The sequence below is a fragment of the Jiangella endophytica genome, assembly GCF_003427025.1.
Classification (GTDB): domain Bacteria; phylum Actinomycetota; class Actinomycetes; order Jiangellales; family Jiangellaceae; genus Jiangella; species Jiangella endophytica.
Genome location: NZ_QVAI01000004.1, coordinates 354,892 through 381,107, shown reverse-complemented (window position 1 = coordinate 381,107; position 26,216 = coordinate 354,892). Strand labels below are relative to the sequence as shown.

The following is a 26,216-nucleotide window of genomic DNA, read 5'->3' as shown; positions in this document are numbered from 1 at the left end:
GGCGAGTCGATCACTGGAGGAGCCATGCGACACCACCCGACCGTCCTCGGCCAGTCGATCGCCGTGCCGGACCAGGCCGGCGACGAGGGCCACGTGCTCGTGGTGCTGGCCGACGTCGACGACTTCGAGGTGAGCCGGCTGTCCCTCGGCGACGAGTGGGCGTCGGGGATGCTCGAGGCCGCCGCGGACGCCGTCGAACGCTGCGCGGCCGGCTACGCGCCGGAGCGCCACGGCGCCGTCGTCGCCGTACCGCCGGACGCCTGGATGGTGACCTTCCACGGCGACGACGCGACCGAGCTGCGGGCCACGGGCCGGCGGTTCGCCGCGCTGGTGCGCGACCGCGTCCAGGCCGCCTGCGGGGTGGCCGTGACGGTCGGCATCAGCCGGCCGCAGACGGGGCCGGCGCGGGTCGAGGCGGCGACGGCCGAGGCGGTGGCCGCGCTGGACCACAAGCTGATCAGCGGCGGCGACGCGGTGTACGACGTCGCCGAAGTGCGGGCCGCGCGCTCCGGCGGCGGCGCGGTGCCGGTGCCGGACCGGGTGGAGGAGCGGCTGGCCCGCTGCGTCCGCCGCGGCGACGCGACCGGTGCGGTGGCGACGCTGCGGTCGTGGATCGAGCGGGTCAGCGCCGTCGACGGCGTCACGCCCGACGTGCTGCGCGAGTGGCTGGCCGCGGAGGTGCTGTACGCGCTGGAGGTGGCCGGTCAACGGCGGCTGTCGGACGGCTCCACCGACTGGATCGCGGCCTGTTCGCGGCTGCCGCTGAACGAGGTGGTCGAGATGTATGACATCCACGACCGTTCCTACCTGGTGCTCTGGCTGGAGCAGCTGCTGCCGCGGATCGTCGCGTCGCACACCGCGCCGTCGCCGGCCCGGCACGTGCTGGCCGTGGTCGAGCGCTACATCCAGGAGCACTACGCCGACGACCTGCGGCTGGTGACCGTCAGCGAGGCGGTGTTCGTCAGCCCGTACTACATCAGCCACCTGTTCCAGCGCGAGCTCGGCACCACGTTCCTCAAGTACCTGACGGCGGTGCGGATGCGGCACGGGCGGCGGTTGCTGGCCGAGACCGACCTGCCGGTGGAGCTGGTCGCCGAGCAGGTCGGCTACCAGGCGCCGAAGCGGTTCCGGGAGCTGTTCAAGCGCACCTTCCACGTGACACCGAGCGAGTACCGCCGGCAGGTGGCGACGCCGGTGCTGCGGGCCGTCGGCTGATGGCCGTCGTCGACGTCCACACCCACCTGATGTGGTACCCGGACCACATCAGCGAGCAGACGGCCGGCGAGGCGCTGGCCGCGAAGCTGGTCAAGCTGGAGCGCAGCGGCGGACTCACCAACGCCGCCCACCTCGACCTGCACTGCTACGACTCCACGCCGGACGAGCACTGGGCGGCGGCGCGACAGGCCGACCGCGTCGTCGTGTTCGGCATGGCCGCCAAGCCGACCGGGTTCGACGTCCCGAACGACGTCATCGCCTCCTACGTCCGGGAACATCCGGACCGGCTGGAGGGCTGGGCATCGGTCAACCCGGGCGAGCCGGACGCCGTCGACGAGCTGGTCCGCTGTGTCGAGGACCTCGGCCTGCGCGGGCTCAAGGTCGGGCCGACGTACCAGCACTGGGACCCGCGCGACTCGTCGCTGTGGGGAGTGTTCGAGTACTGCGAACGCCACGACCTGCCGGTGATCATCCACCAGGGCACCACGTTCCCGACGACGGCGCGGCTGGAGTACGCGCAGCCGCTGCTGCTGGAGCGGCTGGTCATGCGGTTCCCGTCGCTGCGGGTGATCGTCGCGCACCTCGGGCACCCGTGGGAGGAGGACGTCGTCGCGCTCATGCGCAAGGCCCCGAACGTCTGGGCTGACATCTCCGCGCTGCACTACCGGCCGTACCGGTTCTGGCACGCGATGACGACGGCGTTCGAGTACGGCGTGACCGGCAAGCTGCTGTTCGCGTCGGACTTCCCGAGCGCCACGGTCGAGCAGACGCTGGAAGGGCTGCGCCGGGTGAACGACGTGGTCGCGGGGACGCCGCTGCCGACCCTGCCGGTCGATGTGCAGGACCAGATCGTGCACGAGAACTGGCGCCGCTTCTTCTCCGCCCCCTGAACCCCGGAAATGATCACGTTGAGCAGGGGTGTGTTCGCTCCACCAGGCATGCACGCCTGGTGACCCGTGCATACGCCTGGTCCGGGGGTGGGAACGGGGCAAGTCTCCGGTCCGCCGGGCAACTATCCGGCTGTTGCCGCCGCCCGCCGCGCACCTAGGTTCGCGGCAAGCGTCCTGGCTTCATCCGAATCGTCCCCCGGCCGTCAGGAGCACTCATGCCCTTCCCGCGTGCACGATTCCCCCGACGTCGATCCCTCGCCACGCTGGCCGTGGCCGCCGCGACCGCACTGCTGGCGCCCGCGGCGGCCGCGCCCGCCTCGCCCGAGTCCGATCCGGGCGTCGTCGAGAACCTCGGCATCCCGATCTCCACCTACCTCGTCCTCGACACCGTCCTCGCCGACGACGCCAACGGTGACCCGACCCTCTACGGCAGCACCTACAACGCACCCAGCGACGGCGTCACGTTCTTCGGCGTCGACCCGGAGACCGGCGCCGTCCGTACCGAGCTGCCGATGCCCGGAGCCTGGGGCGGCTACCACGTCACCGCCGGGCCGGACGGACACGTCTACCTCGGCCCGCTGAACTCGTCCAGCGCGTCGCAGATCTGGGAGTACGACCCGGTCGCCGACACGATCGCGCTGGTCGCGACGATGCCCACGGGCATCATGTGCTTCGGCATCACGGTGTCGCCGTACACCGGCAAGGTCTACTGCGGCGTGCACTCCGGCGCCGGCGTCTACGAGTACGACCCCGGCACCGGCGCCGTCCGGCTGGTCGTGTCCACCCGCACCTACCCCAAGGGCCTCGCGGTGCTGGACGCGAACCGGCTGGTGGTCGCGCAGGGCACCGACGCGAGCGTGCTCGTCGTCGACATCGCCACCGGCGCGGCGACCGAGGTGCTGCCGTCGCAGTACCAGCACTACTCCTTCGCCTACAACGCGGTGCGCATCAGCGACTGGGTGTACGTGCAGCTGGTGACGCCGGACGCGCGGATCGTCCGGTTCGACGCGGCGACGATGACGTTCGACGCCGAGGTGCCGGGCGTCACCGGCATGGGCTTCGCCCCGCAGGGCGGCGCCGACCCGAACGACTTCTACGTGACGGGGACCGGCGCGGGCGGCACCAGCATCATCGCCGTCGACGGCGACACGCTCGCCACCACCGACACCGGCACACCGCCGTCGTTCGTGTCGGCGGCCCGCATGTGGCCGGTCACGATCGGCGGGCAGCAGTGGTTCACCAGCGTCGGCAGCAACGGGCTGCTCGGCCGGTGGAACCCGGCGACCGGCGAGGTGTGGACGCACCAGCTGTCGCTGCCCGGCAACCCGACGAACATCACCGCGCTGGTGTCCGGTCCGGACGGGTCGGTGTACGGCGGCACGTACGAGACCAACGCGCTGTTCGGCTACGACCCGGCCACCGGCGACACCACCGTCTACGGCAACGTCGCTCCCGGCCGCACCGGCGAGATCCTGTCGATGGTCACGGCCGGCGACAAGATCTTCATCGGCTCGTACATCAACAACGTCGTCACGGTCTTCGACCCCGCGCAGCCGTGGAACCCGGGCAGCTCGCCGGCGTCCAACCCGCGCGACCTCGGCCCGGTCGGCGACAACCAGTACCGGCCGTGGGACATGGAGGTCGGTCCGGACGGCCGCGTGTGGGTCGCGTCGTCGGCCGCCTACGGAGCGCTGCGCGGCGCGCTGACGGCGATCGACCCGGTCACGTACGAGGTCGAGTCGTTCCGCGGCCTGGCCGGCGACCAGCACTTCTTCGCCGTCGCGGCCGGTGACGACGTCGTCTACGCCGGCACCACCCGCTACGGCGACGATACCGACGCCGGCGGCGACGCCCGCGTGCTCACCGTCGACCCCGACGACGCGACGGTGCTCGCGTCCGTGGTGCCGGTGCCCGGCGCGACCCGCATCCTCACGCTGGAGACCGCCGCCGACGGCACCCTGTACGGGTCGGCGGACGGGACCTGGTTCCGCATGGACCCCGCCTCCGGTGTGGTGACCGTCCTGGGCGCGTTCCCGGGCGGTCAGCTGCTCGGCCTGGTCGACGGTCCGGGCGGCGACCTGTACGGGCACACCGGCAGCGCGATCGTGCGCATCCCGGCGGGCACGGACACCGTCGAGGTGGTCGCGAACCCGGGCAGCGGCTACTACCGGACGCTCGCCTTCGACGGGTCGGACCGTGCGTACTGGGGGAGCGGCGGGGCGCTGCTGCGGGTGCTGCCCGATGTGGCCGCGGCCCCGTCGTCGACGACCGCCACGACCCCGTTGCGGCCGGTGTCGGCCGGCGGACCGGGGGTCGTGACCGTCCGCGTCGACGGTCCGCCGGGACAGCCGCAGGGCACCGTCACCCTGCACCAGATCCGCGCAGACGGGTCGCCGGGCGCGGCCGTCGCCACGGGGGAACTGCGCGACGGCGCCGCCGCCGTCACCGTCGCCGCGTCCGACGTGGGCCGGCCGGGCAGCCACACGCTGGTCGCGACCTACGCGGGCAGCCTCGCCCATGCCCCCAGCACGTCGGCGCCGGTGCGCGTCGTCGTGGGCCCCAGTCGCTAGGGAAGGAGTCCGTCATGAGACTGCCCCGTCCGCTGGCCGCGGCGCTCGCCGTCGCGACCCTCGTCACCACCGCCGTCGCCGGGCCGATCGCGCCCGCCGCCGCGTCGTCCACCACCGTCTCGACCATCTCGTCGACCATCGGCGCCACCAACGTCACGCCGATGCACAGCCCGCAACTGCCCAAGATCGTCCAGGACTCGAACGGCTGGCGCTATGCGGTGACGCTGGACGGCTCCGGCACGTCCTACCCGTGGGTGTCGCGGATCTGGAAGTCGCCCGACGGCGTCAACTGGACGCTCGCCGTGTCGCTGAACCAGTGGGTGTACCAGCCGCCGTCGCTGCTGCTGGACTCCGGCAACCGGCTGTGGCTGACCGTTCCCTGCTACACCGGCGGCCAGTGCTATCCGGGTGTCGCGTCGGCCGGCGGCGGGTCCATGGAGCGGGTCTACCTCGTGCGGCTGCAGTTCGCGTCGCGGCTGGGCGACGGCTCGTTCGACTTCAGCGCGTGGAGCGACCAGTCGGTGCGCTCGGCCGGCGCGGAGCGCTACTACGGCGGCATGGCGATCGACAACGACCGCCGCTACATCTACCACGCCTACAGCAAGGCCGACTGGAGCCTGAACGTCAGCCGGTTCGACACCTGGACCAACACCGAGACGACGTCGCTCGTGGCCAACCCGGGGGTGGACGAGGCGTACCTCTACCCGCGCGTCCGGCCCGGGACGTCCAGCGGCGAGGTGTGGCTGCTGTTCAACCAGACGGTGCTCAACACCGGCAGCAGCGCCACGATCCACGGCGTGCAGCTGTGGCGGTCGACCGACGGCGGTGCGTCGTTCCCCTCCGGGCAGCGCTTCATGGTGGCGTCGTGTCCGTCACCGGACGGCGTCTCGAACTGGTGCGACGCGGCCGACCTCGTCGTCGACGGGTCCGATCGGCCACACGTCCTGTTCTACAAGATGATCTCCGGCGCGTCGCACCTCTACTACTGGCAGGGCAACGCCGGCTCGGTGACGCTGCCGGGCAGCCCGGTGGACCTCGGCACCTACGAGAACCACGCCCAGCTCGCCGTCGCCGCCGCCGGTGAGCGGTTCGTGCTCGGCACGCCGGCCGCCGGTTCCAGCTCGCTGCACGTGCTGCGCTCCACGACCGGGTCGAGCTGGTCGACGGAGACCTTCCCGGTCAGCGGGGCGGCGCAGGTGTACTCGCCGAACCTGGAGCGCAAGGAGACCGGCTCGTGGGTCCCGGACGCGGGGACGAGCGTCCGGATGCTGCTCTCGACCCGCCCGACCGGCTCGTCCGCCTTCACGCGGCTCGACTACCTGACCTACACCCCGACGTAAGACCCGGCTTCTCGCCCAGCACACCCGAGTTGATCTTGGAGTTGTTCGTCCATCTAACGGACATTTCAGGCACTAATGCCGAACAACTCCAAGATCAACGTCTGGAGGGGTAGCGTCACGCTCCGCCGGTGGTGAGGCGGGTCGCCACCTTGACCAGCGCGGCGGCGATGTCGCCGACGTCGGCGTCGGTGTAGTTCTCGTTCCACGGCAGGACGACGAGGGTGTCGTCGATCAGCCGCTCGGTCACCGGGCAGAGGCCGGGCCGGTACGTCCAGTCCCGCCGGGCCGGCGGGCTGGTCAGCGGGAACGCCGACGTGCCGTACGTGCGCCGCTCGGCCAGTGCCGGATAGCGGTAGACGGGCGACTGGAGCCAGCCCGCGTGCGCCGGCACGCCCTCCGCCGTCAGCGCCGCCGCCCAGCGCCGGTTGCCGCCGCCGACCACGAGCGGCAGCACCCACCAGGCGTGCAGGTCGGCGCGGTTCGGGAGGTGGACGCCGGGCAGGTCGCCGGCCGCGGCCAGCAGCCGGGCCGCCAGCAGCCGCCGTCGCTGCACCACGTCCGGAAGCCGGCGCAGCTGGACGGCCGCGACCGCGGCGGTGAGGTTCGTCATGCGGTAGTTCAGCGCGAGGAACTGGTGGAAGCGGCCCTGGTCGCGCGGCCAGGCCTTGTCGGCGAACAGCCGCATCCGCTCCGCGAGCGCCGCGTCGGCGGTGAGGCACAGCCCGCCGTCGCCGGCGGTGACGTGCTTGTACTGCTGCAGGCTGAAGCAGCCGACCGCGCCGTACGTGCCGACCGGCGGCGCGTCGGCGGCGGGGCGGGCGAGGTAGGCCTGGGCGCAGTCCTCGATCAGCGCGACGCCGGCACGGCCGGCCAGCGCCCGCAGTTCGGCGACCGGCGCCGCCGCGCCGAACAGGTGCACGACGAGGATCGCCCGGGTCCGCGGCGACAGGCACGCCTCGACCGAGGCGGGGTCCAGGTTGCCGGTCAGCGGGTCGACGTCGGCGAAGACGGGGACGGCGTTCTGGGCGAGGATCGCGGCGATCGTGCCGAAGTCGGTCAGCGGCGTGGTGACGATCTCGTCGCCCGGCTCCGGGTCGATCGCCGCGACGGCCAGGTGCAGCGCCGCCGTCCCGGACGAGCTCGCGACGGCGTGACCGCCGCCGTGCAGTCGCGCCATCGTCGCCTCGAGATCGGGCAGCCACGGCCCGCCGCACGACGCGTTGAGGACGGCGCCATCGAGCACCTCGAGCACGGCGGCGCGCTCCTCGGCGCCGAACGTCCGGCCGGCCGGGTCGAGGACGGTGGGCAGCGGGCGCGTGCGCACCGGCGTACCGCCGTCGACGGCGAGCCGGCTCATGCCGCGACCAGGAGGAGGGTGGGGCCGTCGAGGTGCACCTGGGTGAACGTGCGGCCGTAGCGTTCCACCCGCTCGTGCCGCTCGCCACCGGCCGGGACGAGGTGCGGCGGGAGCAGCAGCGCGACGCCGTCGACGCCGGAGCCGCCGTCGACGGTGATCGTCACGGCGCCGTCCCGCACCGCCCTCGCGTCGACCCGCAGCGCACGGCGCCGCTGCGTCCAGTCGGCCAGCGCCACGCTGGTGTGGAAGGCGGCGCCGGCGGCGCGGAGCCGGGCGGCCGTCTCGGCCAGCGCGGCGCGCACCTCGGCGTGGTGCTGCAGGTGCTGGCCGTGGAAGAGCAGGTGCACCAGGCCGTGCCGGCGCAGAGCCTCGGCGACGAACGCGTCGCGGACCTCGCTCGTGCAGGTCAACCAGAGATCCTGGGTCTGCAGCGGCAGGTCGAGCACCTCCAGCCGCCGGTTCCCGTGCTCGACGCCGGCCAGCGGGTGGTGTGGGTGGCAGGTGCCGAACGGGAACCCGATGGCGCCCTGGACGCTCGGGCCGTGACTCTGGTCGACCCGCAGGCCGAGCTGCTCGCACCAGAGGTAGAACTCGTCCCACCCCTCCCAGCGGGTGAAGTGGTTCTTGTTCGTGACGATCGCCGCGCCGCGCACCCGGTCGGCCGCCCACGCCAGTTGGTCGCGCAGCCGGTCGAAGCCCCAGGTGCAGTCCGGCGTGTCGAGCATCGCGTTGTAGTGCAGTCCCGGCTCGTGCCCGGCCGCGACCACCTCGTCGTAGACCGCCTGCGAGTAGCCGCCCGGGTAGAGGAAGCACCAGGTCACCGGGATGCCGGTGGCGGCGAACGCGTCCAGTGCGGCGCGGGCGGAGGGGTCGTCGTTGGCGTCGGAGTCGTGGCTGACGTGTGCCGCGGCGGGCGCGCCGTCCGGCCACGGCGCGACCAGCGGGACGACGGTGTCACCGGCGGCGTCGAGCAACAGCCGCAGCAGCACCTCACGCCACCGATCGGCCTGCGCGGTGCCGAAGAACGGCAGGCTGCGGGCGGGCGGATGGACGTGCTCGTAGGGGGCGTCGCCGACGACCGTCCGGTCCTCGGCCCACGAGAGCGCGATGCCGTCGTCGCACTTCAGCAGCCCGTCGTCGACCGGCGCCGAGCCGTCGGCCGGGGGCACGCCGTCGGCCCGGACCGGGTGCCCCTGGGTGATCCGCACCAGCGTGTGCCACAGGTCCGGCCCGACGACGGTGATCGTGCCGCGGCCGTGCGGTATCCGGACGACGGCGGCGCGGCCGTCGGCCCAGCGGGCATCGGCGCTGCCGCCGTCGGGCACGGTGAGCGCCCAGCCGCCGAACGCCCGCAGCCGGTCGGCGCCGGCCTGGACGACCGCCTCGTCCGGCGCGGGTGTCGCGGCGATCCCCGTCCAGCCGGGGTCGTGGCCGCAGACCACCAGGCCGCCGCCGTCCGCCGTCCACGCGAGCAGGGCCGCGGCGGTGGCGTCGCCGGGTGCGTCGACGACGAGGACGGGCGCGGCGGCCTGGCTCCAGCCGGGCCCGTCGGCGAGGTCGTGGACGACGGCGGGGACGCCGAGGATCGCCAGCGCCTCGACGGCGGCGGGCGCCGACCACACGTCGCGGCCCTCGCTCCGCTCCGCGTCGGCCGCCTTCTGGTCGGTGATGATCCGGATCATTGCGGCCACGATAGGTAGCGCCCGGGCTCGCCACAGGGTGCATTCTTGCCGTGCGAACTGCACACCACGCGCCCTAGCCGTAGAGGTCGAGGCGGCGGTCGGCGCGGTAGGTCGCCAGCTCGGACCAGCGGCGGGCGTCGGCGTCGTCGGTGTCGAGGTCGGCGACGGCGACGCCCTCGCCGGCGTCCCAGGCGGCGAGGACGCGGCCGGAGGGGCCGGCGATCGTCGAGTGTCCGACGCTGGTGAACCCGCCCCCGGAACCCGCCAGGCACGACATGACCACCGGCACGCCGTTCTCCAGCGCCCGCACCCGCGCCAGCGACCGCACCATCGACCCGTCCCAGCCCATGCCGCTCTGCCAGTCGTCGGTGATCCAGTTGGTCGCGTTCACGATCAGCGTCGCGCCGGCGTCGGCCAACGCGCGCACGTACTCGGGGAAGATCAGGTCGTAGCAGATCGTCAGCCCCAGCGTGCCCAGCGCGGTGGGCACCACCACCGGCCCGGCGCCCGGCTGGTAGACCGAGCGCTCCGTGCTGAACAGGTGCGCCTTCCGGTAGGTCGCCAGCCGTGCGCCGTCGGGGCCGAACAGCGAGAGCGCGTCGTAGAGCTGCGCACCGGCGGACTCGATGACGCCGGCGGCGAGGTGCACGCCCAGGGAGGCCGCGAGCGATCCCAGCGCCTCGGCCACCGGGCCGTCCGCCGGCGAGGCGACCTCGAGCGCCGAGGCGCGCGAGAACGGGTACCCGGTCACCGCGCACTCCGGGAACACCACGAGATCGGCTCCGGCCGCCTCCCGCGCCAGCGCCGCCATCGCGTCCAGGTTGGCGGAGACGGCGCCGAGCTCCGGCGCGACCTGGGCACAGGCGACGGTGAGCGACATCAGGCGGGCGTGCCGACGGCGGCGCGCTCGTAGGCGGCCGGGTTCACCAGCGAGCCCACGCCGGCGACCGTCGCGACCATGGTGCCGCCGTCGTCGACCTTGCCGATGCCGGACGGCGTGCCGGTGGCGATGATGTCGCCCGGCTCGAGCGTGATCCCCGCCGAGATGACGGAGATCAGCTCCGGCACGCCGAACACCATGTGCCGCGTGTTCGACGACTGCCGCACGACGCCGTCGACCGTCAACGAGAGGTCGAGGTTTCCGGGGTCGTCGATCTCGTCCGCCGTGACCAGGTACGGGCCGCACGGCGCGAACGTGTCGAAGCCCTTGCTGTGGTCCCACGGCTGGTTCTTCTCGATCGCGACCAGCTGCAGGTCACGCGCCGTCATGTCGTTGAGGACGGTGTAGCCCAGCACGACGTCCCGCCAGTCGGAGACCGCGACGTCGCGCGCACGCGTGCCGATGACGACGGCCAGCTCGACCTCGAAGTCCAGCCGCGACGACCGCGCCGGGCAGCGGACGGTCTCGCCGTGGGGGAGCAGCGACGACGGCGGCTTGAAGAAGATCACCGGCTCGGACGGGACGGCCTGGGCGCCCTCCTCGGCGTGCGCGACGTAGTTGAGCGCGACGCAGACGATCTTCTGCGGGCGGGCGACCGGGACCTCGAACCGCGTCGACGCCACCGGGATCCGCGCGGCGGCGCCGTCCGCCGCGAGCGACGCCACCGCGGCCGCCAGCCCGGGCATCGCGGCCAGCGCGACCAGGTCGTCCCCGGCCGCGCCGGCGACGGGCGTCAGATCGAGCAGTGTCTCGTCGTCGATGCGGACGGCGGGGACGACGCCGGCGTCGGTGCGGATACGGCAGAGGAACATCAGTGACCTCCAAGCGGGGACGGAGAAGGCAGCCCGAGCAGCCGGCGGGCGTTCCCGCCGAGCACGAGGGCCAGGTCGGCCGGGTCGAGTCCGGCGCCGAGCACGCGCCCGACGCCGTACCGGGGATCGATGAGGCACGCGTCGGTGCCGTGCAGCACGCGGTCGGCGCCCAGCTCGGACACCAGCCGGCGCAGCCAGCGGCCGGTCATCCAGGAACCGCAGATCTCGGCGAACACCGACGGGTGCCGCAGGCCGACCTCGATGGTGCGGCGGAACCCGTCGACGGTGGCGCCGGAGTGGCCGACGATCAGCGTCAGCTCCGGGTGCCGCGCGGCGACGGCGCCGAACCGCAGCGGGTCGCTGTGCGACGTCCCGGCGAAGCCGTGCGCCAGCACCGGCGCCGCCGCCTCCAGCGCGAGCCGCCACACCCAGTCGAGGCGGGCGTCGTCGATCGGGCAGTCGTGGGTGTCCGGGTGCACCTTGAACCCGCGCACGAGTGGCGAGCGCAGCTGCTCGGCCAGCAGTTCGGCGTCCTGCGGGCGGTTCGGGTTCGCGACCAGCCAGACGGAGAGGCGGTCCGGGTGGGCGGCCGCGGCGGCCAGCGCGGCGGCGTTGCCGGCGGGCGCGTCGCCGCCCCAGATCGCGGCCAGGTGCGAGATGACGGCGTGCCCGGTGCCGGTGCGGTCGTACGCGGCCAGCAGGGCGTCGGCGTCAGGGTGCGGCAGCCACGACGACGGCCAGCGGCCCAGGTGGGCGTGCGCGTCGACGACGTCGGGCTGGTTGGCGACCGTGGGTAGACCCCGCCCGTCCGGGTGGGACCCCACCTTAGGGCTGGGCACCGACAAGGCGCCGTCACCGGCCAGTCCGAGCAGCCGCGCCGCCGTTCCGCCGGCGACGATCGCCCGTTCCGACGGCGACAGCGCGGACCGCTCCAGCAGGAACGCGGGCGCCGCGTCGTCGCGTACCGGCGCGCCGGTGCCGAAGAGCAGCCGCCCGGCGCCGTACCGCGACGCGAACAGCTCCAGCCCGTCCAGTGCGGCGAGATAGGACAGGTCGACGTGCAGCCGCGGCCGCCGGTCCAGGACGGGCAGCGCCTGGCGCAGTGTCCGGTACCCGATCCCGGCCACGACGACGTCGACCTCGGGCAGCGCGGCGCACAACGCGTCGATGCCGCCCCAGTCGGTCTCCTCGAGGTCGACGAACACGGGGAGACCGGCCCGCCGCAGCACGTCACGCAGCGAGCCGGCCTCCGGTCCCGTGAGACTCCAGCCGTGCCGCGACGGCAGCAGCCACACCGCTCGCACCCCGGCCGACGTCAACCGCGCGGGCAGGGTCGCCACCGGCCCGTGCTCCCCGGCGTCGAGGGGACCCAGCACGAACGCCGGCAGCAGCCGCGGATGCCCCTCGATCGCCTTCAGCAGCCCGGCGTTCCCCGACGGCGCGTCGTACGTGACGGCCTCCGCCGACCGCACCAGCGCATGCGACAGCCCGAACCGGTCGACGTGGCGTTCCACGTCGGCGGCCGTCCACGAGGCGGACGCCTCCGACGGCCACGGACCGAGTGCGACGTTGGCGTCGACCCGCGGGCCGCTCATCCGGCGTCCCGCAGGTCGGTGAGCAGTCCGGCCTCGTGCGCCCGGAGCAGGAACGGCAGGTGCCCGCGCCACTCGGCGACGTCGTTGCTCAGCGCCGGGGCCGCCCCGTGCGGCCGGTACCAGCGCGACCCGCCGGCCAGGCCGGCCCGCAGGTAAGCGTCGTCGCCGGTCGCGTCGAAGGCCAGCGCGAGCGCCTCGCGGATCAGGGCGGACCGGTTCGCCCACCGGTAGTCGAACCGGGACAGGTAGACGAAGCTGCCGTCGCGGTTGCGGCCCAGGGTCAGCAGCGCTCGTGCCCCGGCCTCGAACGCGGCCGCGACCTCCGCGGTCGGCTCCAGCTCCTGCAGCCGGGCCAGCCCGATCAGCAGGACGGCGTTCTGCCAGGCGCAGTAGTCGTCGGTGAGACCGAGCCGCATGAGCCAGCGCCCGTCCGGGTGCTGCGCGGCGAGCGCCGCCTTCGCCGTCCGGGCGGCGGCGTCCAGGTAGCCGGACGAACCGGTCGCCGACGCCACCGCACACAGCGCCATCAGCGGCCAGCCGCTGTTGCGCGGCCCGGGCTCCGGCCGGGTCCAGCCGAGGTCGACCAGCCCGACGACGCAGTCGGCCACCCGCCGCGCGGCCTCGACGTACCGGGACTCGCCCGACAGCAGTCCGAACAGCACCAGCCCCTCGGTCCACAGATGACCGGTGTCGATGGACGTCCGCACCGGACCGTCGGCGGTGCGGGCGGACACGTAGTGCACGTGTGCGCGCCCGTGCGCCCGCAGCCCGCCGACCTCGTGCGGATGCACGCTGTGGTGGATGAGGTCGACGTCGCACAGGTGGTCGGCGTAGGCCTGCGCGGAGTCGTAGTACGCCCGCTCCCCGGAGCGCAGGTAGTGCAGCGCCAGCGCGAGCAGCGCGTCGTGCTCGTTGTTGGCGCTGTAGCCGGTGCGCGGGCCGGTGGTGATGCCCTGCACGCTGTCGCCGAAGTCGTGGAAGCCCAGCGACTGCCCCGACTGGTACCAGCCGGACAGCTCCTCGCGGATGTGCGACTCCAGGTTCGGGTACCGCTCCGGCAGGTACGGCAGGTACCCGGGCAGCACGGAGACGACGGCGGGGACCAGCGGCGAGTCCAGCACCGGCCCGGAACGCCGGTCGTCGCCGCCGGTCAGCCGGAGCAGCCGGGTCTTCGCCGCGCCCTGGGTGAGCCGCAGCGGACCGGCGTCGGCCGGCCAGAACCGCACGGTCAGGCCGGACGGCGTCGCCGCGAGGTCGCCGGGGTGGTTCTCGGCGAACCGGTGGACGGCGACGGTGACGTCGTCGCCGGACGGGCGCTGTGCGACCAGCCAGTTCACCGCCTGCCGGCCGTGCAGTTCGGCCCACTCCCAGCGCGACCAGTAGTCCGGGTCGCTGGCGTCCTGCCAGTCCGTCCCGCCCACGACCCGCGACGTCGCGAAGATGCCGCGGGGGTGTCCCTCGCCGCGGTGCTGGACGGCGAACGGCGGCGCGCCGCGGTGGGCCGCCCCGAAGACGCCGCAGACGGCGGTCGCGACGGGCCCGGTGTCCAGCTCGACGGCCCACTCCGAGACTTCGCTCTCCGGCGCGTCGTCGTCGTTGACCAGCCCGACCGAGAGGTCCACCGACGACGCTCCGGCGCGCGCCGTCAGCCGGGCCCGGAACCCCCAGGACGTTCCGTAACGCCCGGCCAGCGAGACCTCCGCCAGCAGCGGTCCGGCCTGAGTGACGGTGACGGAGCCGTCCGGCACCGCTGCGGCGTGCCGGACGCCGTCGCCGCCGGCCAGCAGCACGCGGGCGGCGGGCAGCCCCAGACCCGGCACGGCGACGGTGAACGGGTCCAGCCCGAGCTCGGCCGTGACGACCCCCGTCGTCAGCCGCAGCGACGAGGCACCGGCGGACACCGATACGGCCGGCGGGGGACCAGCCTCACCCGCCGGCCGCACGACCACCTCCGCCGACGCCCGCGCACCGACGGACACCGGGAACGCCAGCCCCGCCCACCCGGCCCGCCGCCACAGCACCTGGTGCGGCACCGGCACGCCGTCGACCAGCACCGCCAGCGGCCCGGCGGCGGACACGGGCACGCCGCACACCACCACCTCGCCGGAGCGGGCGACGCCGATCTCCTCGCTGACGCTCAGCCGTACCTCGCTCATCTCAGCCCTTCAACGCGCCGACACTGACGCCCCGCGCGATGCGTTCCTGCGCGAAGGCGAAGAGCACGAGCATCGGGATCATGGTGATCACCAGGCCCGCGAACAGCTGCACCCAGTTCGCGCTGTACTGCGCGTTCACCGACAGGCCGAGCAGACCCACGGGGATCGTCTGCTGCTCGGGGTCGGTGAGGAACACCAGCGCGAAGAAGAACTCGTTCCAGATCGTCAGCGTGTTGAGCAGCGCCACGCTGGCGATCGCCGGCGACACCTGCGGCAGCACGACGGAGAAGAACGTGCGGGTCGGGGACGCGCCGTCCATGCAGGCGGCCTCCTCCAGCTCCTTCGGCAGTGACTGGAAGAAGCTGCTCAGCAGGTAGATGCTGAACGGGATCTGGGTGGCGATGTACACCAGCACCAGCCCGTGCAGCGAGCCGAGCAGGCCGAGATTGCGCAGCAGGAAGTACAGCGGCACGATCACCAGGAACGCCGGCATCATCAGCCCGCTGAGGAACACCAGCCGCACCACCGACCGGCCCGGGAAGTCCACCCTGGCCAGCACATACGCCGCCATCACCGCGAACAGCAGGCTGACGCCGACGCTGGTGACCGTCACGTAGAGGCTGTTGAGGAAGAACCGGCTGATCTGCGCGCCGTTCCACGCCTCCGCGTAGTTGCCGAACTGCGGGTCCTGCGGCAGCGACCACGGGCTGCTGGAGAAGAACTCCGGGTTCGTCTTCAGCGACACCATGACGCACCAGACGAACGCGCTGACCGAGGTCAGGCAGTACGAGGCGAGCGCGAGGTTGGTGAGGACCCGGCCGGGCCGGACCGGCGGCCGGCGTCGCGGCGGCGCCGGAGCGACCGGCGGGGCCGCGAGAGCGGGCGGGGCGGCGGTCGGGGTCGTCATCAGTACTGCTCGCTTTCGCGCCGGGTGAGCCGCTGGGAGATCAGCGTGAGGACGAGGATCGCCGCGAACAGCACGACGGCGATGGCGGCGGCGTAGCCGAACTCGGACGACGCGAACGCGACCTTGTAGAGGTACGTCCCGATCACCTCGGTGGCGCGCAGCGGGCCGCCGTTCGTCATCGCGATGATGAACGCGAACGTCTGCAGCCCCTGGATCATCCAGAGGATGAGCAGCGTCCGGGTGACCTCCCACATCAGCGGCCAGACGACGTGCCGGAACACCTGGAAGGACGTGGCGCCGTCCAGCGTCGCGGCCTCCTTGAGCTCGGCCGGGACCCGCTCCGCGGCGGCCGCGAAGAACATCATCCACAGCCCGATGCCGTGCCAGACCGTCGCCAGCACCACCATGAGCATCGCCGTCGACGGCCGGCCGAGCAGCTCGACCGAGGCGAGCGAGTCCAGCCCGATCGCGCGCAGCACGCTCTGCACCGCGCCGAAGTTCGGGTCGACCAGGAACTTCCACAGCAACGCCGCCGTCGTCACCGACAGCGCGACCGGCGCCAGGATGAGGAACCGGTACACCCGGCCCAGCCGCATCCGCTGCGTCACGTAGCCGAAGAACATCGCGCCGGGGAACAGCACCAGCGCGCCGAGCACGGTGAACACGATCGTGTTGGTGATCGTGCTGGCGAACAGGGAGTCCTCGGTGAGCCGGGTGAAGTTCGCCGCGCCGGCCCACTCCGGTGCGTTCACGCCGTCCCACTTGGTCAGCGCGACGTAGAACGTCGTGAACGCCGGGTAGAGCATGAACAGCGCGTACAGCACCAGGGCGGGCAGGAGGAACGGCACCACGAGGCGGCGGCGTTGTCGTTCGAGCAGGTTGGGCCGGCTGCGTGGCACCGTCACTCCTCTCCGCGGGGCGGCGGTCAGCCCGCGGCCGACTGCAGGCCGTCGGACATCTGGGCGAGCATGGTGGCGCCGTCGATCTCGCCGAAGAACAGCTGCGCGACCGGCTGCTGGTAGGCGTTCTGCACCTCCTGGCTCTGCGCGAGGATGCCCATGTACGACGGTGCGAAGGCGGCGCCCTGCTCGAGCATCGCGGTGACGTCCTCGAAGCCCTCCGGCGCCGCGATGCCGGTGTAGGCGGAGATGCCGCCGGTGTTCTCGACGTAGGCGGTCTGGTTCTCCGGCTCCGCGACGAACCGCAGCCACGCCACGGCGGCGTCGGGGTTCTGGCCGTCCTGCGCGACGATCTGCCCGTTGGTGCCGCCGAACAGGCCGTCCTGGTCGCCGCTGCCGCCGTCGACGGTCGGGAAGGCGAACGTGCCCACCTCGAAGCCCTCCGGGATGGCGGCGGCCATCTCGCCGATCAGCCACGACCCCATGAGGATCATCGCCGCGTCGCCCTGGAAGAACGACATCTGCGCCGAGGTGAAGTCGACGCCGCGGAAGCCGTCGAGGAAGTACCCGCCGGACACCAGCCGCTCGAGGTCGGCCGCGGCCTCCGCGGCGCCGGGCAGGGACGCCAGCTCGACCTCGCCGGCGATGGCCTGCTGCAGGCCGTCCAGCCCGATGTGCCGCAGAGCCAGGTAGTCCCAGTACATCTGCAGGTACGGCAGGAAGGTGCCGGTGACGGTGAACGGCGCCACGCCGGCCGCCTTCAGCGTGTCCGCGGCGGCGACGAGGTCCTCGAAGGTCTGCGGCGGCTCGATGCCGTGCTCGGCGAACAGCGCGGCGTTGTAGAAGAACTGCAGCGTGGTCACCGATTCCGGCGCACTGTAGATGGTGTCGCCGACGCTGAGCAGCGGGCGCACGCCGGGCAGGATGGCGTCCTCCCACGTGCCGTCGTAGCCCTCCAGCGGCTCCTGCATGGCGTCGGAAAGCGGCAGCACCTGGCCGGCCGTCACCCACGGGCCGCCGTCGGGCGCGGACGCGTCCAGGAAGCCGTAGTTGACGTCCGGCGGGTCGCCGGCGCGCCAGCGCGCCTCGATCTGCGGCACGTCCTGGCCGCCGCCGAAGGTGAGCGTGACGTCGACGCCGGGGTTCCGCGACTCGAACTCCTCGGCCAGACCGGTGAGCCGCTCGTAGTCGGGGGAGCCCTCGGGGTAGAAGCTGACGACCTCGAGGTCGCCGGTGATCTCCGCGGCGGCGTCGCCGCTGGCGCCGCCGCCGTTGGTGCTCTCGGTCTCGGGCTCGTCGCCGGAGTCCGAACTGGTGATGCAGGCCGACAGGCTCAGCATGACGGCGGTCGCCACGGCGGTGGCGCGGAGGAGAGAACGTCTGTTCATCAGTCTGTCTCCACGGTCAGGTCGACCGGCCGGCCGGAGCGCCAGGACTGGTCGATGGCGGCGAGGACCTCGGTGACGTGCACCGAGCTGTCGATCGACACGATCGGCGGCCGGCCGTCGAGCACGGCGTCGACGAAGTGTTCGACGGCACCCGCGATGGAGCCGGACGGCTTGCCGCCGACCCGGCCCGCGAGCTGGTTGCGCGGATAGGCGAACGACTCGTGCGTGGCGAGCTCGATCTGCTCGTGCTTGCGGTCCAGGTGGATCACCGCGTCGCTGAACACGAGCTCGAGGAACGAGTCGGTCATGGTGGGGAAGGTGTCGGGGTAGATCCAGCAGGCCTCGAGGGTGACGACGGCGCCGCCGGACAGCCGCAGCTGGGCCTGGACGGCGTCGGGGGTGTCGATGCCGCGGTCGCGGAGCACGCCGTGCACCGCGGTCGCGTAGACCTCGACCACGTGGTCCTCGAAGTACCAGAGGATCAGGTCGAGGTCGTGCCCGGACAGGAAGAACGACGGCGTCGTCCGGTCCGCCCAGTCCAGCATCTGCGTCGGCACGTAGAGGGTGTCGTTCTTGCGGGCATAGGCGAGCACCGGCCGGCCCAGGGCGCGGCCGGCGGACCGCTCGTGCGCCTGCCAGTAGGCCGGCACCCAGCGGTGGTTGTAGAGCGTCATCGCGGTGACCCCGGCGGATCGCGCCGCGTCCCGGATGCGGCGGGCGTCGTCGACCGTCGTGGCCAGCGGCTTCTCGATCAGCACCGATCTGCCGGCCTCGACGGCGGCCAGCGCCGCCGCGGCGTGCGCGTGGTCCGGCGTCGCGACGAGGACGGCGCCGACGGCGTCGTCGGCGAGCAGCTCGGCCAGGTCGCCGTACACGGGCGCCGGGCCGAACTCGTCCAGGCCGGTGGCCGCCGCGGGGTCGCGGCTGCTCCACCCGGCCACGCGGCTGCGGTGATAGGCGGCGAGCACGGCAGCGTGCTGACGGGCCATGATGCCCGTGCCGACGATGCCCATGCCGAGCTGGTCCACGATGCGTCGTCCTCCCCGTTGGTAGTGCGGCGGAGCCGTCACGCTAGAGGCCGCCCGACGGCGCCAACAAGCGCGGTTCGTGTCGTCCCGGGCCCGTAGTTGTCCTGTTCCGCCGGCGCGGCGCGACGCGGTTGACACGCCCGTGACGAGGGACTCTACGGTCGGACCACAGCAGATCGAGGAGGATCGATGACGAACCCGACCGTCGCCGCAGGCCCCCGCACGCCGCTGCGGCGCGGCGCCGAGCTGGCCGCCCGAGCGAGCCGCGTGCTGCCCGCCGGTGTGTCCAGCGACGCCCGGCGCGGCCTGCCCGAGCCGGTCTACGTCGACCACGCCGCCGGTGCGCACCTGACCGACGTCGACGGCAACGACTACGTCGACTACGTGCTCGGCCAGGGCCCGATGATCCTCGGGCACAGCGCGCCCGAGGTGGTCGAGGCGGTCACCCGCCAGGTCGCTCGCGGCCAGGCCTACGCCGGCCAGCACCCGCTGGAGATCGAGGCGGCCGAGCTGGTCCAGGCGATGGTGCCGGGCGCGGACCTGGTGCGGTTCAACACCGTCGGCTCCGAGGCGGTCGTCGGCGCGTGGCGGCTGGCGCGCGGGCTCACCGGCCGGCAGAAGATCCTCAAGTTCGAGGGCCACTACCACGGCTGGCTCGACGCCGCGCTGTGGAGCCTGCACCCGCCGGTCGACGCGGCCGGTCCGGCGCGGACCCCGGTCCCGGTGCCGGGCAGCGGTGGACAGCAGGCCAGCGCCGCCGGCGACCTCGTCCTCGCGCCGTGGAACGACCTCGACGCGTTCACCGCGCTGTTGTCGGCACACCGCGACGAGATCGCGGCCGTCGTCATGGAGCCGCTGCTGTGCAACACCGGCTGCATCGCGCCGGTGCCGGGCTTCCTCGAAGCGGTGCGCGATCAGACCGCCGAGGCCGGGGCGCTGCTGGTGTTCGACGAGGTCATCACCGGGTTCCGGCTGGCCCGCGGTGGTGCGCAGGAGTGGTTCGGCGTGGTCCCGGACCTCGCGGTGTACGGCAAGGCCATCGCCGGCGGGCTGCCGGTCGCCGCCATCGCCGGCCGCGCCGAGGTGATGGACCAGATCACCGCCGGCACCGTCGGCCACGCCGGCACGTTCAACAGCAACCCGATCGGCATGGCCGCGACCGTCGCGACGCTCGGCCGGCTGCAGCGCGACGGCGACGAGCTGTACCCGCGGCTGCGGTCGCTCGGGGAGCGGCTGATGTCCGGCCTTCGCGACGCCGCCGCCACGGCCGGCGTGCCGATGCTGGTCGACGGACCCGGCCCGGTCTTCCAGACGTACCTGACCAGCGCCGACGCGGTGCGCGACTACCGCGACTTCGCCGCGACCGACCGGGCCGGCATGGCCCGGCTGCACGCCGCGTTGCTGCGTCGCGGCGTCAACATCGTGCCGCGCGGCCTGTGGTTCCTGTCCGCCGCGCACACCGACGACGACGTCGACCGCACCCTCGAGGTCGTCGCGGACATCTTCCGCGACTGGTAACCATCCTCCGCCGCGGCTTACCCCCGTTGATCTTGGAGTTCTTCGGCCAACGTGGACCGGAATGTCCGATAGATGGACGAATAACTCCAAGATCAACGGGGGCGGGCGGACTGCGCAAGTTCGGGGGACCGGAGGGCAAGCAGGCGTCCTGTCCGCCGGCGGTTCGGTCCCTAGCGTCTGGGGCATCCATCGACCCAGGGAGCCCGCATGCCTGTTCGTCGTTCCCGCACCATCCTGCTCGCCGCGGCCACCGTCGCCGCGGTCCTCTCCGGCGCCGGCGGGTCCGCGGCCGCCGACCCGGATCCGCCCGCCGTCGTCCGCGCCTCGGTGATCTCCGACGACCTCGCGGTCACCAACGTCGTGCCCACGTGGGGCGCGCAGATCCCGAAGGTCGTCTACGACGGCAGCTGGTACTACGCCGCGACGCTGGACGGCGACGGCGCCCAGTACCCGTGGTCGGCGCAGGTGTGGCGCTCGCGTAACGGGACCGTCTGGACGCCCGTCGTCCGGCTGCCCGGGCACGTGTACCAGCCGGTCGGCCTGCTCGTGGACGGCGAGGGCGACCTGCACCTGCAGGTGGCCTGCTACACCGGCGCCGAGTGCTACCCGGGCGTCGAGCCGGCGCCGGGGGCCGACCTCGGCGCCGTCTACCCGGTGCGGCTGGAGTTCACCGAGCGCCGGCCGGACGGCTCCGTGGACTTCGCCGACTTCACCGACCACACGGTCCGCGCGTCCGGCAGCGAGCGCTACTACCAGGGCCTGGCGATCGACGCGTCCGGCCGCTACCTGTACTCGGCGTACGCCGTCGACGGCTGGGACCTGCGGGTCAACGTCTTCGACACGGTCACCGGGCAGGACGTGCACACCAGCGACGTCGGCAGCCCGCCGGCCGGGCGCGCCTGGCTCTACCCGCGGGTGCAGCCGGGCACGGCTCCCGGCGAGGTGTCGCTCAGCTTCAGCCAGTACGTCCTCGGCGGCGCGAACTCCGCCTACCTGGACGCGGCGCTGCTGTTCTCGTCCGACGACGGCGGCCGCACGTTCGCGCACCAGGAAGTGCTGACGTCGAACCCGGCGCCGGACGGTGACGGCAACTGGGTCGACGCCTCCGACCTGACGGTGGACGCGACCGGTGAGATCCACACCGTCTTCTACCGGCGTGACGGCGGCGTCGGGACGCTCTACTACCAGCGCGGGCTGGACGGCGACGCGGTACCCGTCGGCGCCATGGACAACCACTCGCAGATCCTGGTCGCGCCGGACGGCGAGATCAGCGTGTTCTCCAGCGAGGGCGCCGCGCTCGTCGTCGCCACCAGCACCGACGGCGTGGCCTGGTCGATCACGCACCACACGATCCCCGGGGTCGCCGCCGCGCTGTGGCCGAACCTGCTCAGCGACCGTCAGGGCAGCCGGGTCCCGCCCGGCTTCGGCGGTCGGCGGCCGGCCACCGGGATGCTGATGGCCGGGCAGACCACCGGCGACGCGGCGTTCCACCCGCTGCTGTTCGTCCGCTACCGGGACTGACCGGGTCAACAGCGCATCGCCTCGACGGCCTCGGGGTCGATCTCGACCCCGAGGCCCGGGCGGTCCGGCGGGATCAGCACGCCGCCGGCGATGACCGGCGGCTCGGCCACGATGTCGCGGACGTAGCGCAGCGGCCCGACCACGTCGGACTCGTAGGCCAGGTTGGCCACGACGACGCCGGCATGAGCGCACGCGGCGGTCGCGAGGCCCAGCTCGCACTGGCTGCCCAGCAGGCCGGTCAGCCCGGCGGCCTCGGCGGCGGCGAACGCCTTCACCGCCTGCAGCGGCCCGCCCATCTCGGTCACGTAGACGTTGAGCACGTCGGCGGCGCCGCGGCGGACGATCTCGCCGACGTCGCGCAGCTCCCAGCAGGACTCGTCCAGCAGCAGCGGCGTCTCCAGCCGGTCCCGCAGGCGGGCCAGCTCGTCGAGGTCACGCGGCGGCAGCGGCTGTTCGATCAGCTGCAGCCCGTGCCGTTCCAGCGGACGCAGCGCGGCCAGGGCCTGCGTGGCGCTGCGGTAGGCCATGTTCGCGTCGACCTTGATCGCGATGTCGTCACCGACGGCGGCGCGCACGGCCGCGACCACCGCGTCGTCGATCCGGCCGGGCCGGCCGATCTTCAGCTTCACGGTGGGGAAGCCGGCCGCGACCGCCTCCTCCGCGGCGGCGACGGTCGCCTCGGCCGAGCCCCACGGGATCGGCCAGGCCACGGGGACGGCGTCGCGGGCGCGGCCGCCGAGCAGCTGGTAGGCGGGCAGGCCGTGCGCCTTGCCGGCCACGTCCAGCAGCGCCATCTCGACAGCGGCCCGGGCCGCGTGCCCGCCGTCCATCGGCAGCGGCAGCCGCCGTTCCATCGCGGCGGCGCAGCGCGGCAGGTCGCGCGGGTCGAGTCCGGCGACCGCGGGGCCGAGGATCAGCTCGACGTCCTGGCACAGGCCGCGGCCGACCCGGCCCCACGACATCGCGATCTCGCCCCAGCCGGTCAGCCCCTCGTCGGTGTCGACCCGCACGACGCCGAACTCCGACACGTCGATCGAACCCTGGGTCGCCACCATCGGGGTGCGGCGCTGCGCGCGGATCGGGACGGCCGTCACCGAGGTGATCTTCATGCGGGGTCCTCCTGTCGCTGGGCGTCGCTTCGATCCTGTCGACGCGGGCCGGATGCGCCAGGCCGGTTCTTGCCCAGTCGCAGCGCCACCTCGATGCGGCCCGCGTCCGGCACCACCGCCGCGACGGGGTACGCGCGCGGGTCGGACTCGACGACATCGAGCAGGCCGTAGCCGGCCCGCAGGTCCGGGCGGTGGCCGTCAGCCGTCACGTCGGTGACGGTCCCGGTCGTGACGGCGGGCGTCGCGGCCGTCGCCCACCACCAGCGCCGTGGCCGCCCGTCCAGCCGGACGACGGTGACCGCGCGCCGGCGCCGGTCCAGGGTGAGCCGCAGCAGCTGCCGGCCGGTCGCGTCGGCGCCCGTGACGACCGCGACGTCGCCCACCTCGGCCACCCGGAGCACGGCGGGCTCCAGGCCGGCCGGCTCGGTGCGGTAGACCCCGGAGCCGGTGCGCCGCGACTCCGCGACGTCGACGACGGTCTCCGGTGTGAGGTCGGCGAACGCGCACTCGCCGTCGGCCCAGACGGTGACCTTGCCGCGGCGGACCGTGACGGCGACCGAGCCCGGGCCCCAGCCGGAGCGGACGTGCGCCTCGCCGAGCGTGGGGGAGTGCCAGGTCGGCGCCGCCGGCTCGGCAGCGCCGCCGGCGTCACCCGGGTGCCAGAGCGCGGCGTAGGCGTTCCACGAGAAGGACAGCTGCTCGCCGCGGCGCGGCGTCCGGGCCGGCCAGACCTCCATGCGCCCGGCGGCGTCCTCCCGGGCGGCGACGGCGGCCAGCCCGGCGTCGCCGCGTTCACGGGCCAGCAGCGACAACACCGCGCTGATGCCGGTGCTGGGCGCGTAGTGCGGCTGCCCGTCCGCCGTCGCCGTGCGCCGCGGCAGGTACACCGCCAGGCCTGGCGCCGGGTCCAGCGACCGGGCGTGCGCCGTCAGCAGGTCGTGTCCGGTGACCCGGCGCAGCGGCTCGAGGAACTGCAACTGGCTGAGCACGGTCGACGCCCAGAACTCCATGCCCTCGGGCGCGCCGCCGTCGGCGGCGAGCGCGCCGGGCAGCAGGTGCTCCCGGAACTGCCGCTCGGCGTCGTCGACCCACGCCGCGGCCTCCGGCAGGCGCCCGAGCAGCGCCAGCGCGCCGACGCCGAACGCGGACCACTCGACACTGGAGTGGTGCGGGGAGTGCCGGCCGGCGCCGGTGCCGACGGGTCCCCGGATCGCGGGCCGCGCGAACCAGTCCGCCGCCAGCCGGCGCAGGCAGTCCGCCAGCACTCCGGCCACGTCGTCGGCCACCGCGGACGGGAGCGCGCCGGCCAGGCAGTCGTACCCGACCGCGAGCGCCTTGACGACGCGCGTCGTGGCGTAGGCGGTCCCGTAGTCCGGGGCCAGCCGGGCCTCGGGCCGCCACCGCCGCGCCGTCCCCGCGAGCCGGGCGACCGCAGCGTCCGTCACCGCCGGTGAGCTGCTGACCAGCGACGTCAGCGCGAGGTGCTCGAGTACGGCGGCGTCGGTCATGATCGCCCAGAACCGGTCGTAGAGGTTCTCGTACACCGGGTCGTCGTCGGCGGGCGCGATCCAGTCCCCGTCCACCGGACGCGTCGCCCAGGCCCGTGCGTCCGTCAGCATGCCGGCCAGCGTCCGGGCCCGGAACCCGGCGGCCGGGCCGTCCGGCGGGGCGTACAGACGGGGGCTCACCGCTGCGCCAGGAAGTGGTCCAGCACGTTGCGGGTCACCGCCGAGACGACGTCGTCGGCCAGCAGCGACATGACGAACGCGATCGACCCGGCGGACACGACCTCGCCGTGTCCGAGTGCCGGCACGTGCACCAGATGCGCGCCGCCGCCGCCGGCGTTCACGCCGCGGGCCAGCAGCGTCGTGCCTGGCGGTGAGTGCGGCGAGAGCTTGTCCGTCTCGTGGCCGGACGCCCCGCCGAGGATGCGGCCGTTCAGCGACTCCCGGCCGAACAGCTCGCCCCCGCGCAGCCCGGTCCCGGCGAACGCCCAGTGGTCCGGCGCGACCACCTCGTACGGCGCCGCCGTCAGCAGGCCGCGCTGGTCGTAGCCGACGCCGAGCAGCGCCGCCTCGGGCTCGCGCCGGTGGGTGAACCGGCTCCAGTCCGGGCCGTCGCCGGGGCCGAGCTCGCGGGTGTCGCCGTTGTGGACGACCATGCGGTCGCCGTCGAGCAGCTCGACCTCGCAGTTGAGCCCGTTGCCGCCGAGGTGCAGCAGCCGGCCGCCGGCGTGCACCCAGTCGCGGACCTGCTCGAACATGCCGTACGTCCAGTACTCGGGGTGGCAGCCGAGCACCAGCACGCGATAGGCGTCCAGCGGCACCTCGCCGCGGTCCAGCCGCGACTCCGCGTACAGGTCGTGCCCGATGCCCTGCCGCTCGAGCCAGGCCAGCAACCGCCAGTCCGCCGCGGCCAGGTGCGGGCCGGACCGGGTGGTCGTGGGTCCGTCGACGTCCTCGGCGAGTGGGATGCTGGCGTCCGGGTCCGGGCGGCGCAGCGACAGCGGCGGGTAGTGCTCGTCCTCCCACTCGCCGCGCTCCGGCGTCGCGTAGAACGCGAGGTCCTGGCGCCGCGACACCGCGGGCGCCCCCGGCAGCCCGGCCGGGTTGAGGTAGTTGCTGCGCCCGCCGAAGGAGTTGTAGGCGGCCCAGGTCAGGTCGCTGGCCAGCACCGCCACCCGCGCCGTGGGGGAGGACGGCGAGACGATCCACGGCAGCCCGTGGAATCCGCCGCCGTCGTCGTCGACGTGCACGAAGTACAGGCCGCCGCGTTCCGGCGCGACCACGCGCTGGCCGGGGAACTCGCCCGGCGACCAGTCCACGCCGGACCCCGCCACGTCGCCGTCGGGCAGCGGGACGGCCGTGGCGCCGGGCTCGTGCTCGCCGACACCGAGCGGTGCGACGTGCTCGCGCGAGGAGCCGTAGCGCCACAGCGACAGCCGGTACGGCCGCGGGCACGAGACGCGGATCTCCGCCGTGCCGCCCGACGTCGACTCCTTCGGCCAGACGAACCCGTAGGTGCGCTCGGCGAGCAGCCGGAACCGCACCGGCTCGGCCCCGACGAGCGCGGTGGTGCGCTTCGGACCGTAGCCGTCGCGCGCGAGCACGACGTCGTACCGGCCGGGCGCCACCTCGGCGTCGACACGGCCGCCGGCGCTGGACCGGCAGCCCACCGGGACACCGTCGCCGCCGGTCAGCTCGACGGCGGCGTCCGCGATGGCGACGTCGTTCTCATCGCTGACGTACCCCACTAACATGTGCCCTCCGACAGTGAACCTAGGTTCGAG

19 protein-coding genes are annotated in these 26,216 nt (G+C 73.7%); 6 read left to right on the top strand and 13 right to left on the bottom strand.

Features of this window, described 5'->3' with window-relative positions; genetic code table 11:
- The first annotated feature begins 24 nt into the window (after positions 1 to 24).
- From DZA62_RS11175 to DZA62_RS11160, 4 genes are all read left to right on the top strand, one after another.
- Positions 25 to 1,215, top strand: coding sequence for a helix-turn-helix transcriptional regulator (locus tag DZA62_RS11175; RefSeq protein WP_116948953.1), 1,191 nt, complete (start codon positions 25 to 27; stop codon positions 1,213 to 1,215).
- Positions 1,215 to 2,105, top strand: coding sequence for an amidohydrolase family protein (locus DZA62_RS11170; RefSeq protein WP_116948952.1), 891 nt, complete (start codon positions 1,215 to 1,217; stop codon positions 2,103 to 2,105). Before DZA62_RS11175 ends, DZA62_RS11170 begins: the two co-directional genes overlap by 1 nt.
- Positions 2,106 to 2,320: 215 nt before the next feature.
- Complete coding sequence (locus DZA62_RS11165; protein WP_116948951.1) at positions 2,321 to 4,675, top strand: Ig-like domain repeat protein; 2,355 nt, start codon at positions 2,321 to 2,323, stop codon at positions 4,673 to 4,675.
- A 14-nt stretch (positions 4,676 to 4,689) separates the two neighbouring features.
- Positions 4,690 to 6,015 (top strand): hypothetical protein, encoded by a 1,326-nt coding sequence (locus DZA62_RS11160; RefSeq protein ID WP_116948950.1) that lies wholly within the window; start codon positions 4,690 to 4,692, stop codon positions 6,013 to 6,015.
- Positions 6,016 to 6,130: 115 nt separating this feature from the next.
- Here the strand turns inward: DZA62_RS11160 and DZA62_RS11155 are convergent, their stop codons facing one another.
- The 10 genes from DZA62_RS11155 to DZA62_RS11110 all read right to left on the bottom strand — a co-directional run bounded on the left by DZA62_RS11155 (position 6,131) and on the right by DZA62_RS11110 (position 18,779).
- Complete coding sequence (locus DZA62_RS11155) at positions 6,131 to 7,372, bottom strand: DegT/DnrJ/EryC1/StrS family aminotransferase (RefSeq protein WP_116948949.1); 1,242 nt, start codon at positions 7,370 to 7,372, stop codon at positions 6,131 to 6,133.
- Positions 7,369 to 9,054, bottom strand: coding sequence for a polysaccharide deacetylase family protein (locus DZA62_RS11150; protein ID WP_116948948.1), 1,686 nt, complete (start codon positions 9,052 to 9,054; stop codon positions 7,369 to 7,371). Before DZA62_RS11150 ends, DZA62_RS11155 begins: the two co-directional genes overlap by 4 nt.
- Before the next feature lie 73 nt (positions 9,055 to 9,127).
- On the bottom strand, positions 9,128 to 9,934 hold the full coding sequence (locus DZA62_RS11145) for a carbon-nitrogen hydrolase family protein (RefSeq protein WP_116948947.1): 807 nt from the start codon (positions 9,932 to 9,934) through the stop codon (positions 9,128 to 9,130).
- Entirely contained in the window at positions 9,934 to 10,806 is an 873-nt protein-coding gene (locus DZA62_RS11140) for a fumarylacetoacetate hydrolase family protein (RefSeq protein WP_198663636.1), read from the bottom strand. The genes DZA62_RS11145 and DZA62_RS11140 overlap by 1 nt, the downstream gene beginning before the upstream one ends.
- Positions 10,806 to 12,401: an amidohydrolase family protein gene (locus DZA62_RS11135; RefSeq protein ID WP_116948946.1), complete on the bottom strand. Its 1,596-nt coding sequence runs from the start codon at positions 12,399 to 12,401 to the stop codon at positions 10,806 to 10,808. Before DZA62_RS11135 ends, DZA62_RS11140 begins: the two co-directional genes overlap by 1 nt.
- On the bottom strand, positions 12,398 to 14,557 hold the full coding sequence (locus DZA62_RS11130; RefSeq protein WP_116948945.1) for a hypothetical protein: 2,160 nt from the start codon (positions 14,555 to 14,557) through the stop codon (positions 12,398 to 12,400). Before DZA62_RS11130 ends, DZA62_RS11135 begins: the two co-directional genes overlap by 4 nt.
- Position 14,558: 1 nt before the next feature.
- The gene (locus DZA62_RS11125; protein ID WP_116948944.1) at positions 14,559 to 15,464 is read right to left on the bottom strand and encodes a carbohydrate ABC transporter permease; all 906 of its coding nucleotides are present in this window, start codon (positions 15,462 to 15,464) and stop codon (positions 14,559 to 14,561) included.
- Entirely contained in the window at positions 15,464 to 16,363 is a 900-nt protein-coding gene (locus DZA62_RS11120; RefSeq protein WP_157987600.1) for a carbohydrate ABC transporter permease, read from the bottom strand. The genes DZA62_RS11125 and DZA62_RS11120 overlap by 1 nt, the downstream gene beginning before the upstream one ends.
- A gap of 26 nt (positions 16,364 to 16,389) precedes the next feature.
- Positions 16,390 to 17,751, bottom strand: coding sequence for an ABC transporter substrate-binding protein (locus DZA62_RS11115; RefSeq protein WP_157987599.1), 1,362 nt, complete (start codon positions 17,749 to 17,751; stop codon positions 16,390 to 16,392).
- Positions 17,751 to 18,779, bottom strand: a complete 1,029-nt coding sequence (locus tag DZA62_RS11110; protein WP_116948941.1) for a Gfo/Idh/MocA family protein — start codon at positions 18,777 to 18,779, stop codon at positions 17,751 to 17,753. Before DZA62_RS11110 ends, DZA62_RS11115 begins: the two co-directional genes overlap by 1 nt.
- A 189-nt stretch (positions 18,780 to 18,968) precedes the next feature.
- Here DZA62_RS11110 and DZA62_RS11105 point away from each other — a divergent pair, with 189 nt between their 5' ends.
- Together DZA62_RS11105 and DZA62_RS11100 are read left to right on the top strand one after the other, a co-directional pair.
- Entirely contained in the window at positions 18,969 to 20,297 is a 1,329-nt protein-coding gene (locus DZA62_RS11105) for an aspartate aminotransferase family protein (RefSeq protein ID WP_116948940.1), read from the top strand.
- 207 nt (positions 20,298 to 20,504) lie between these two features.
- Positions 20,505 to 21,818, top strand: a complete 1,314-nt coding sequence (locus tag DZA62_RS11100; RefSeq protein WP_116948939.1) for a YncE family protein — start codon at positions 20,505 to 20,507, stop codon at positions 21,816 to 21,818.
- Positions 21,819 to 21,823: 5 nt separating this feature from the next.
- Here DZA62_RS11100 and DZA62_RS11095 read toward each other — a convergent pair whose 3' ends face one another.
- The 3 genes from DZA62_RS11095 to DZA62_RS11085 are packed head-to-tail and all read right to left on the bottom strand — an operon-like array spanning position 21,824 to position 26,186.
- Positions 21,824 to 22,927 carry a mandelate racemase/muconate lactonizing enzyme family protein gene (locus DZA62_RS11095; protein ID WP_116948938.1) on the bottom strand — a complete coding sequence of 368 codons (1,104 nt, stop codon included), beginning with the start codon at positions 22,925 to 22,927 and terminating at the stop codon, positions 21,824 to 21,826.
- Positions 22,924 to 24,615, bottom strand: coding sequence for a hypothetical protein (locus DZA62_RS11090; protein WP_116948937.1), 1,692 nt, complete (start codon positions 24,613 to 24,615; stop codon positions 22,924 to 22,926). Before DZA62_RS11090 ends, DZA62_RS11095 begins: the two co-directional genes overlap by 4 nt.
- A complete protein-coding gene (locus DZA62_RS11085) occupies positions 24,612 to 26,186 on the bottom strand; it encodes a N,N-dimethylformamidase beta subunit family domain-containing protein (RefSeq protein ID WP_116948936.1) in 1,575 nt (524 codons plus the stop codon). Before DZA62_RS11085 ends, DZA62_RS11090 begins: the two co-directional genes overlap by 4 nt.
- Positions 26,187 to 26,216 lie beyond the last annotated feature (30 nt).

Coding starts and splice junctions, on each gene's coding strand:
- DZA62_RS11175 (WP_116948953.1), top strand. CDS start 25: ATGCGACACCACCCGACCGTCCTCGGCCAGTCGATCGCCGTGCCGGAC.
- DZA62_RS11170 (WP_116948952.1), top strand. CDS start 1,215: ATGGCCGTCGTCGACGTCCACACCCACCTGATGTGGTACCCGGACCAC.
- DZA62_RS11165 (WP_116948951.1), top strand. CDS start 2,321: ATGCCCTTCCCGCGTGCACGATTCCCCCGACGTCGATCCCTCGCCACG.
- DZA62_RS11160 (WP_116948950.1), top strand. CDS start 4,690: ATGAGACTGCCCCGTCCGCTGGCCGCGGCGCTCGCCGTCGCGACCCTC.
- DZA62_RS11155 (WP_116948949.1), bottom strand. CDS start 7,372: ATGAGCCGGCTCGCCGTCGACGGCGGTACGCCGGTGCGCACGCGCCCG.
- DZA62_RS11150 (WP_116948948.1), bottom strand. CDS start 9,054: ATGATCCGGATCATCACCGACCAGAAGGCGGCCGACGCGGAGCGGAGC.
- DZA62_RS11145 (WP_116948947.1), bottom strand. CDS start 9,934: ATGTCGCTCACCGTCGCCTGTGCCCAGGTCGCGCCGGAGCTCGGCGCC.
- DZA62_RS11140 (WP_198663636.1), bottom strand. CDS start 10,806: ATGTTCCTCTGCCGTATCCGCACCGACGCCGGCGTCGTCCCCGCCGTC.
- DZA62_RS11135 (WP_116948946.1), bottom strand. CDS start 12,401: ATGAGCGGCCCGCGGGTCGACGCCAACGTCGCACTCGGTCCGTGGCCG.
- DZA62_RS11130 (WP_116948945.1), bottom strand. CDS start 14,557: ATGAGCGAGGTACGGCTGAGCGTCAGCGAGGAGATCGGCGTCGCCCGC.
- DZA62_RS11125 (WP_116948944.1), bottom strand. CDS start 15,464: ATGACGACCCCGACCGCCGCCCCGCCCGCTCTCGCGGCCCCGCCGGTC.
- DZA62_RS11115 (WP_157987599.1), bottom strand. CDS start 17,751: ATGAACAGACGTTCTCTCCTCCGCGCCACCGCCGTGGCGACCGCCGTC.
- DZA62_RS11105 (WP_116948940.1), top strand. CDS start 18,969: ATGACGAACCCGACCGTCGCCGCAGGCCCCCGCACGCCGCTGCGGCGC.
- DZA62_RS11100 (WP_116948939.1), top strand. CDS start 20,505: ATGCCTGTTCGTCGTTCCCGCACCATCCTGCTCGCCGCGGCCACCGTC.
- DZA62_RS11095 (WP_116948938.1), bottom strand. CDS start 22,927: ATGAAGATCACCTCGGTGACGGCCGTCCCGATCCGCGCGCAGCGCCGC.
- DZA62_RS11085 (WP_116948936.1), bottom strand. CDS start 26,186: ATGTTAGTGGGGTACGTCAGCGATGAGAACGACGTCGCCATCGCGGAC.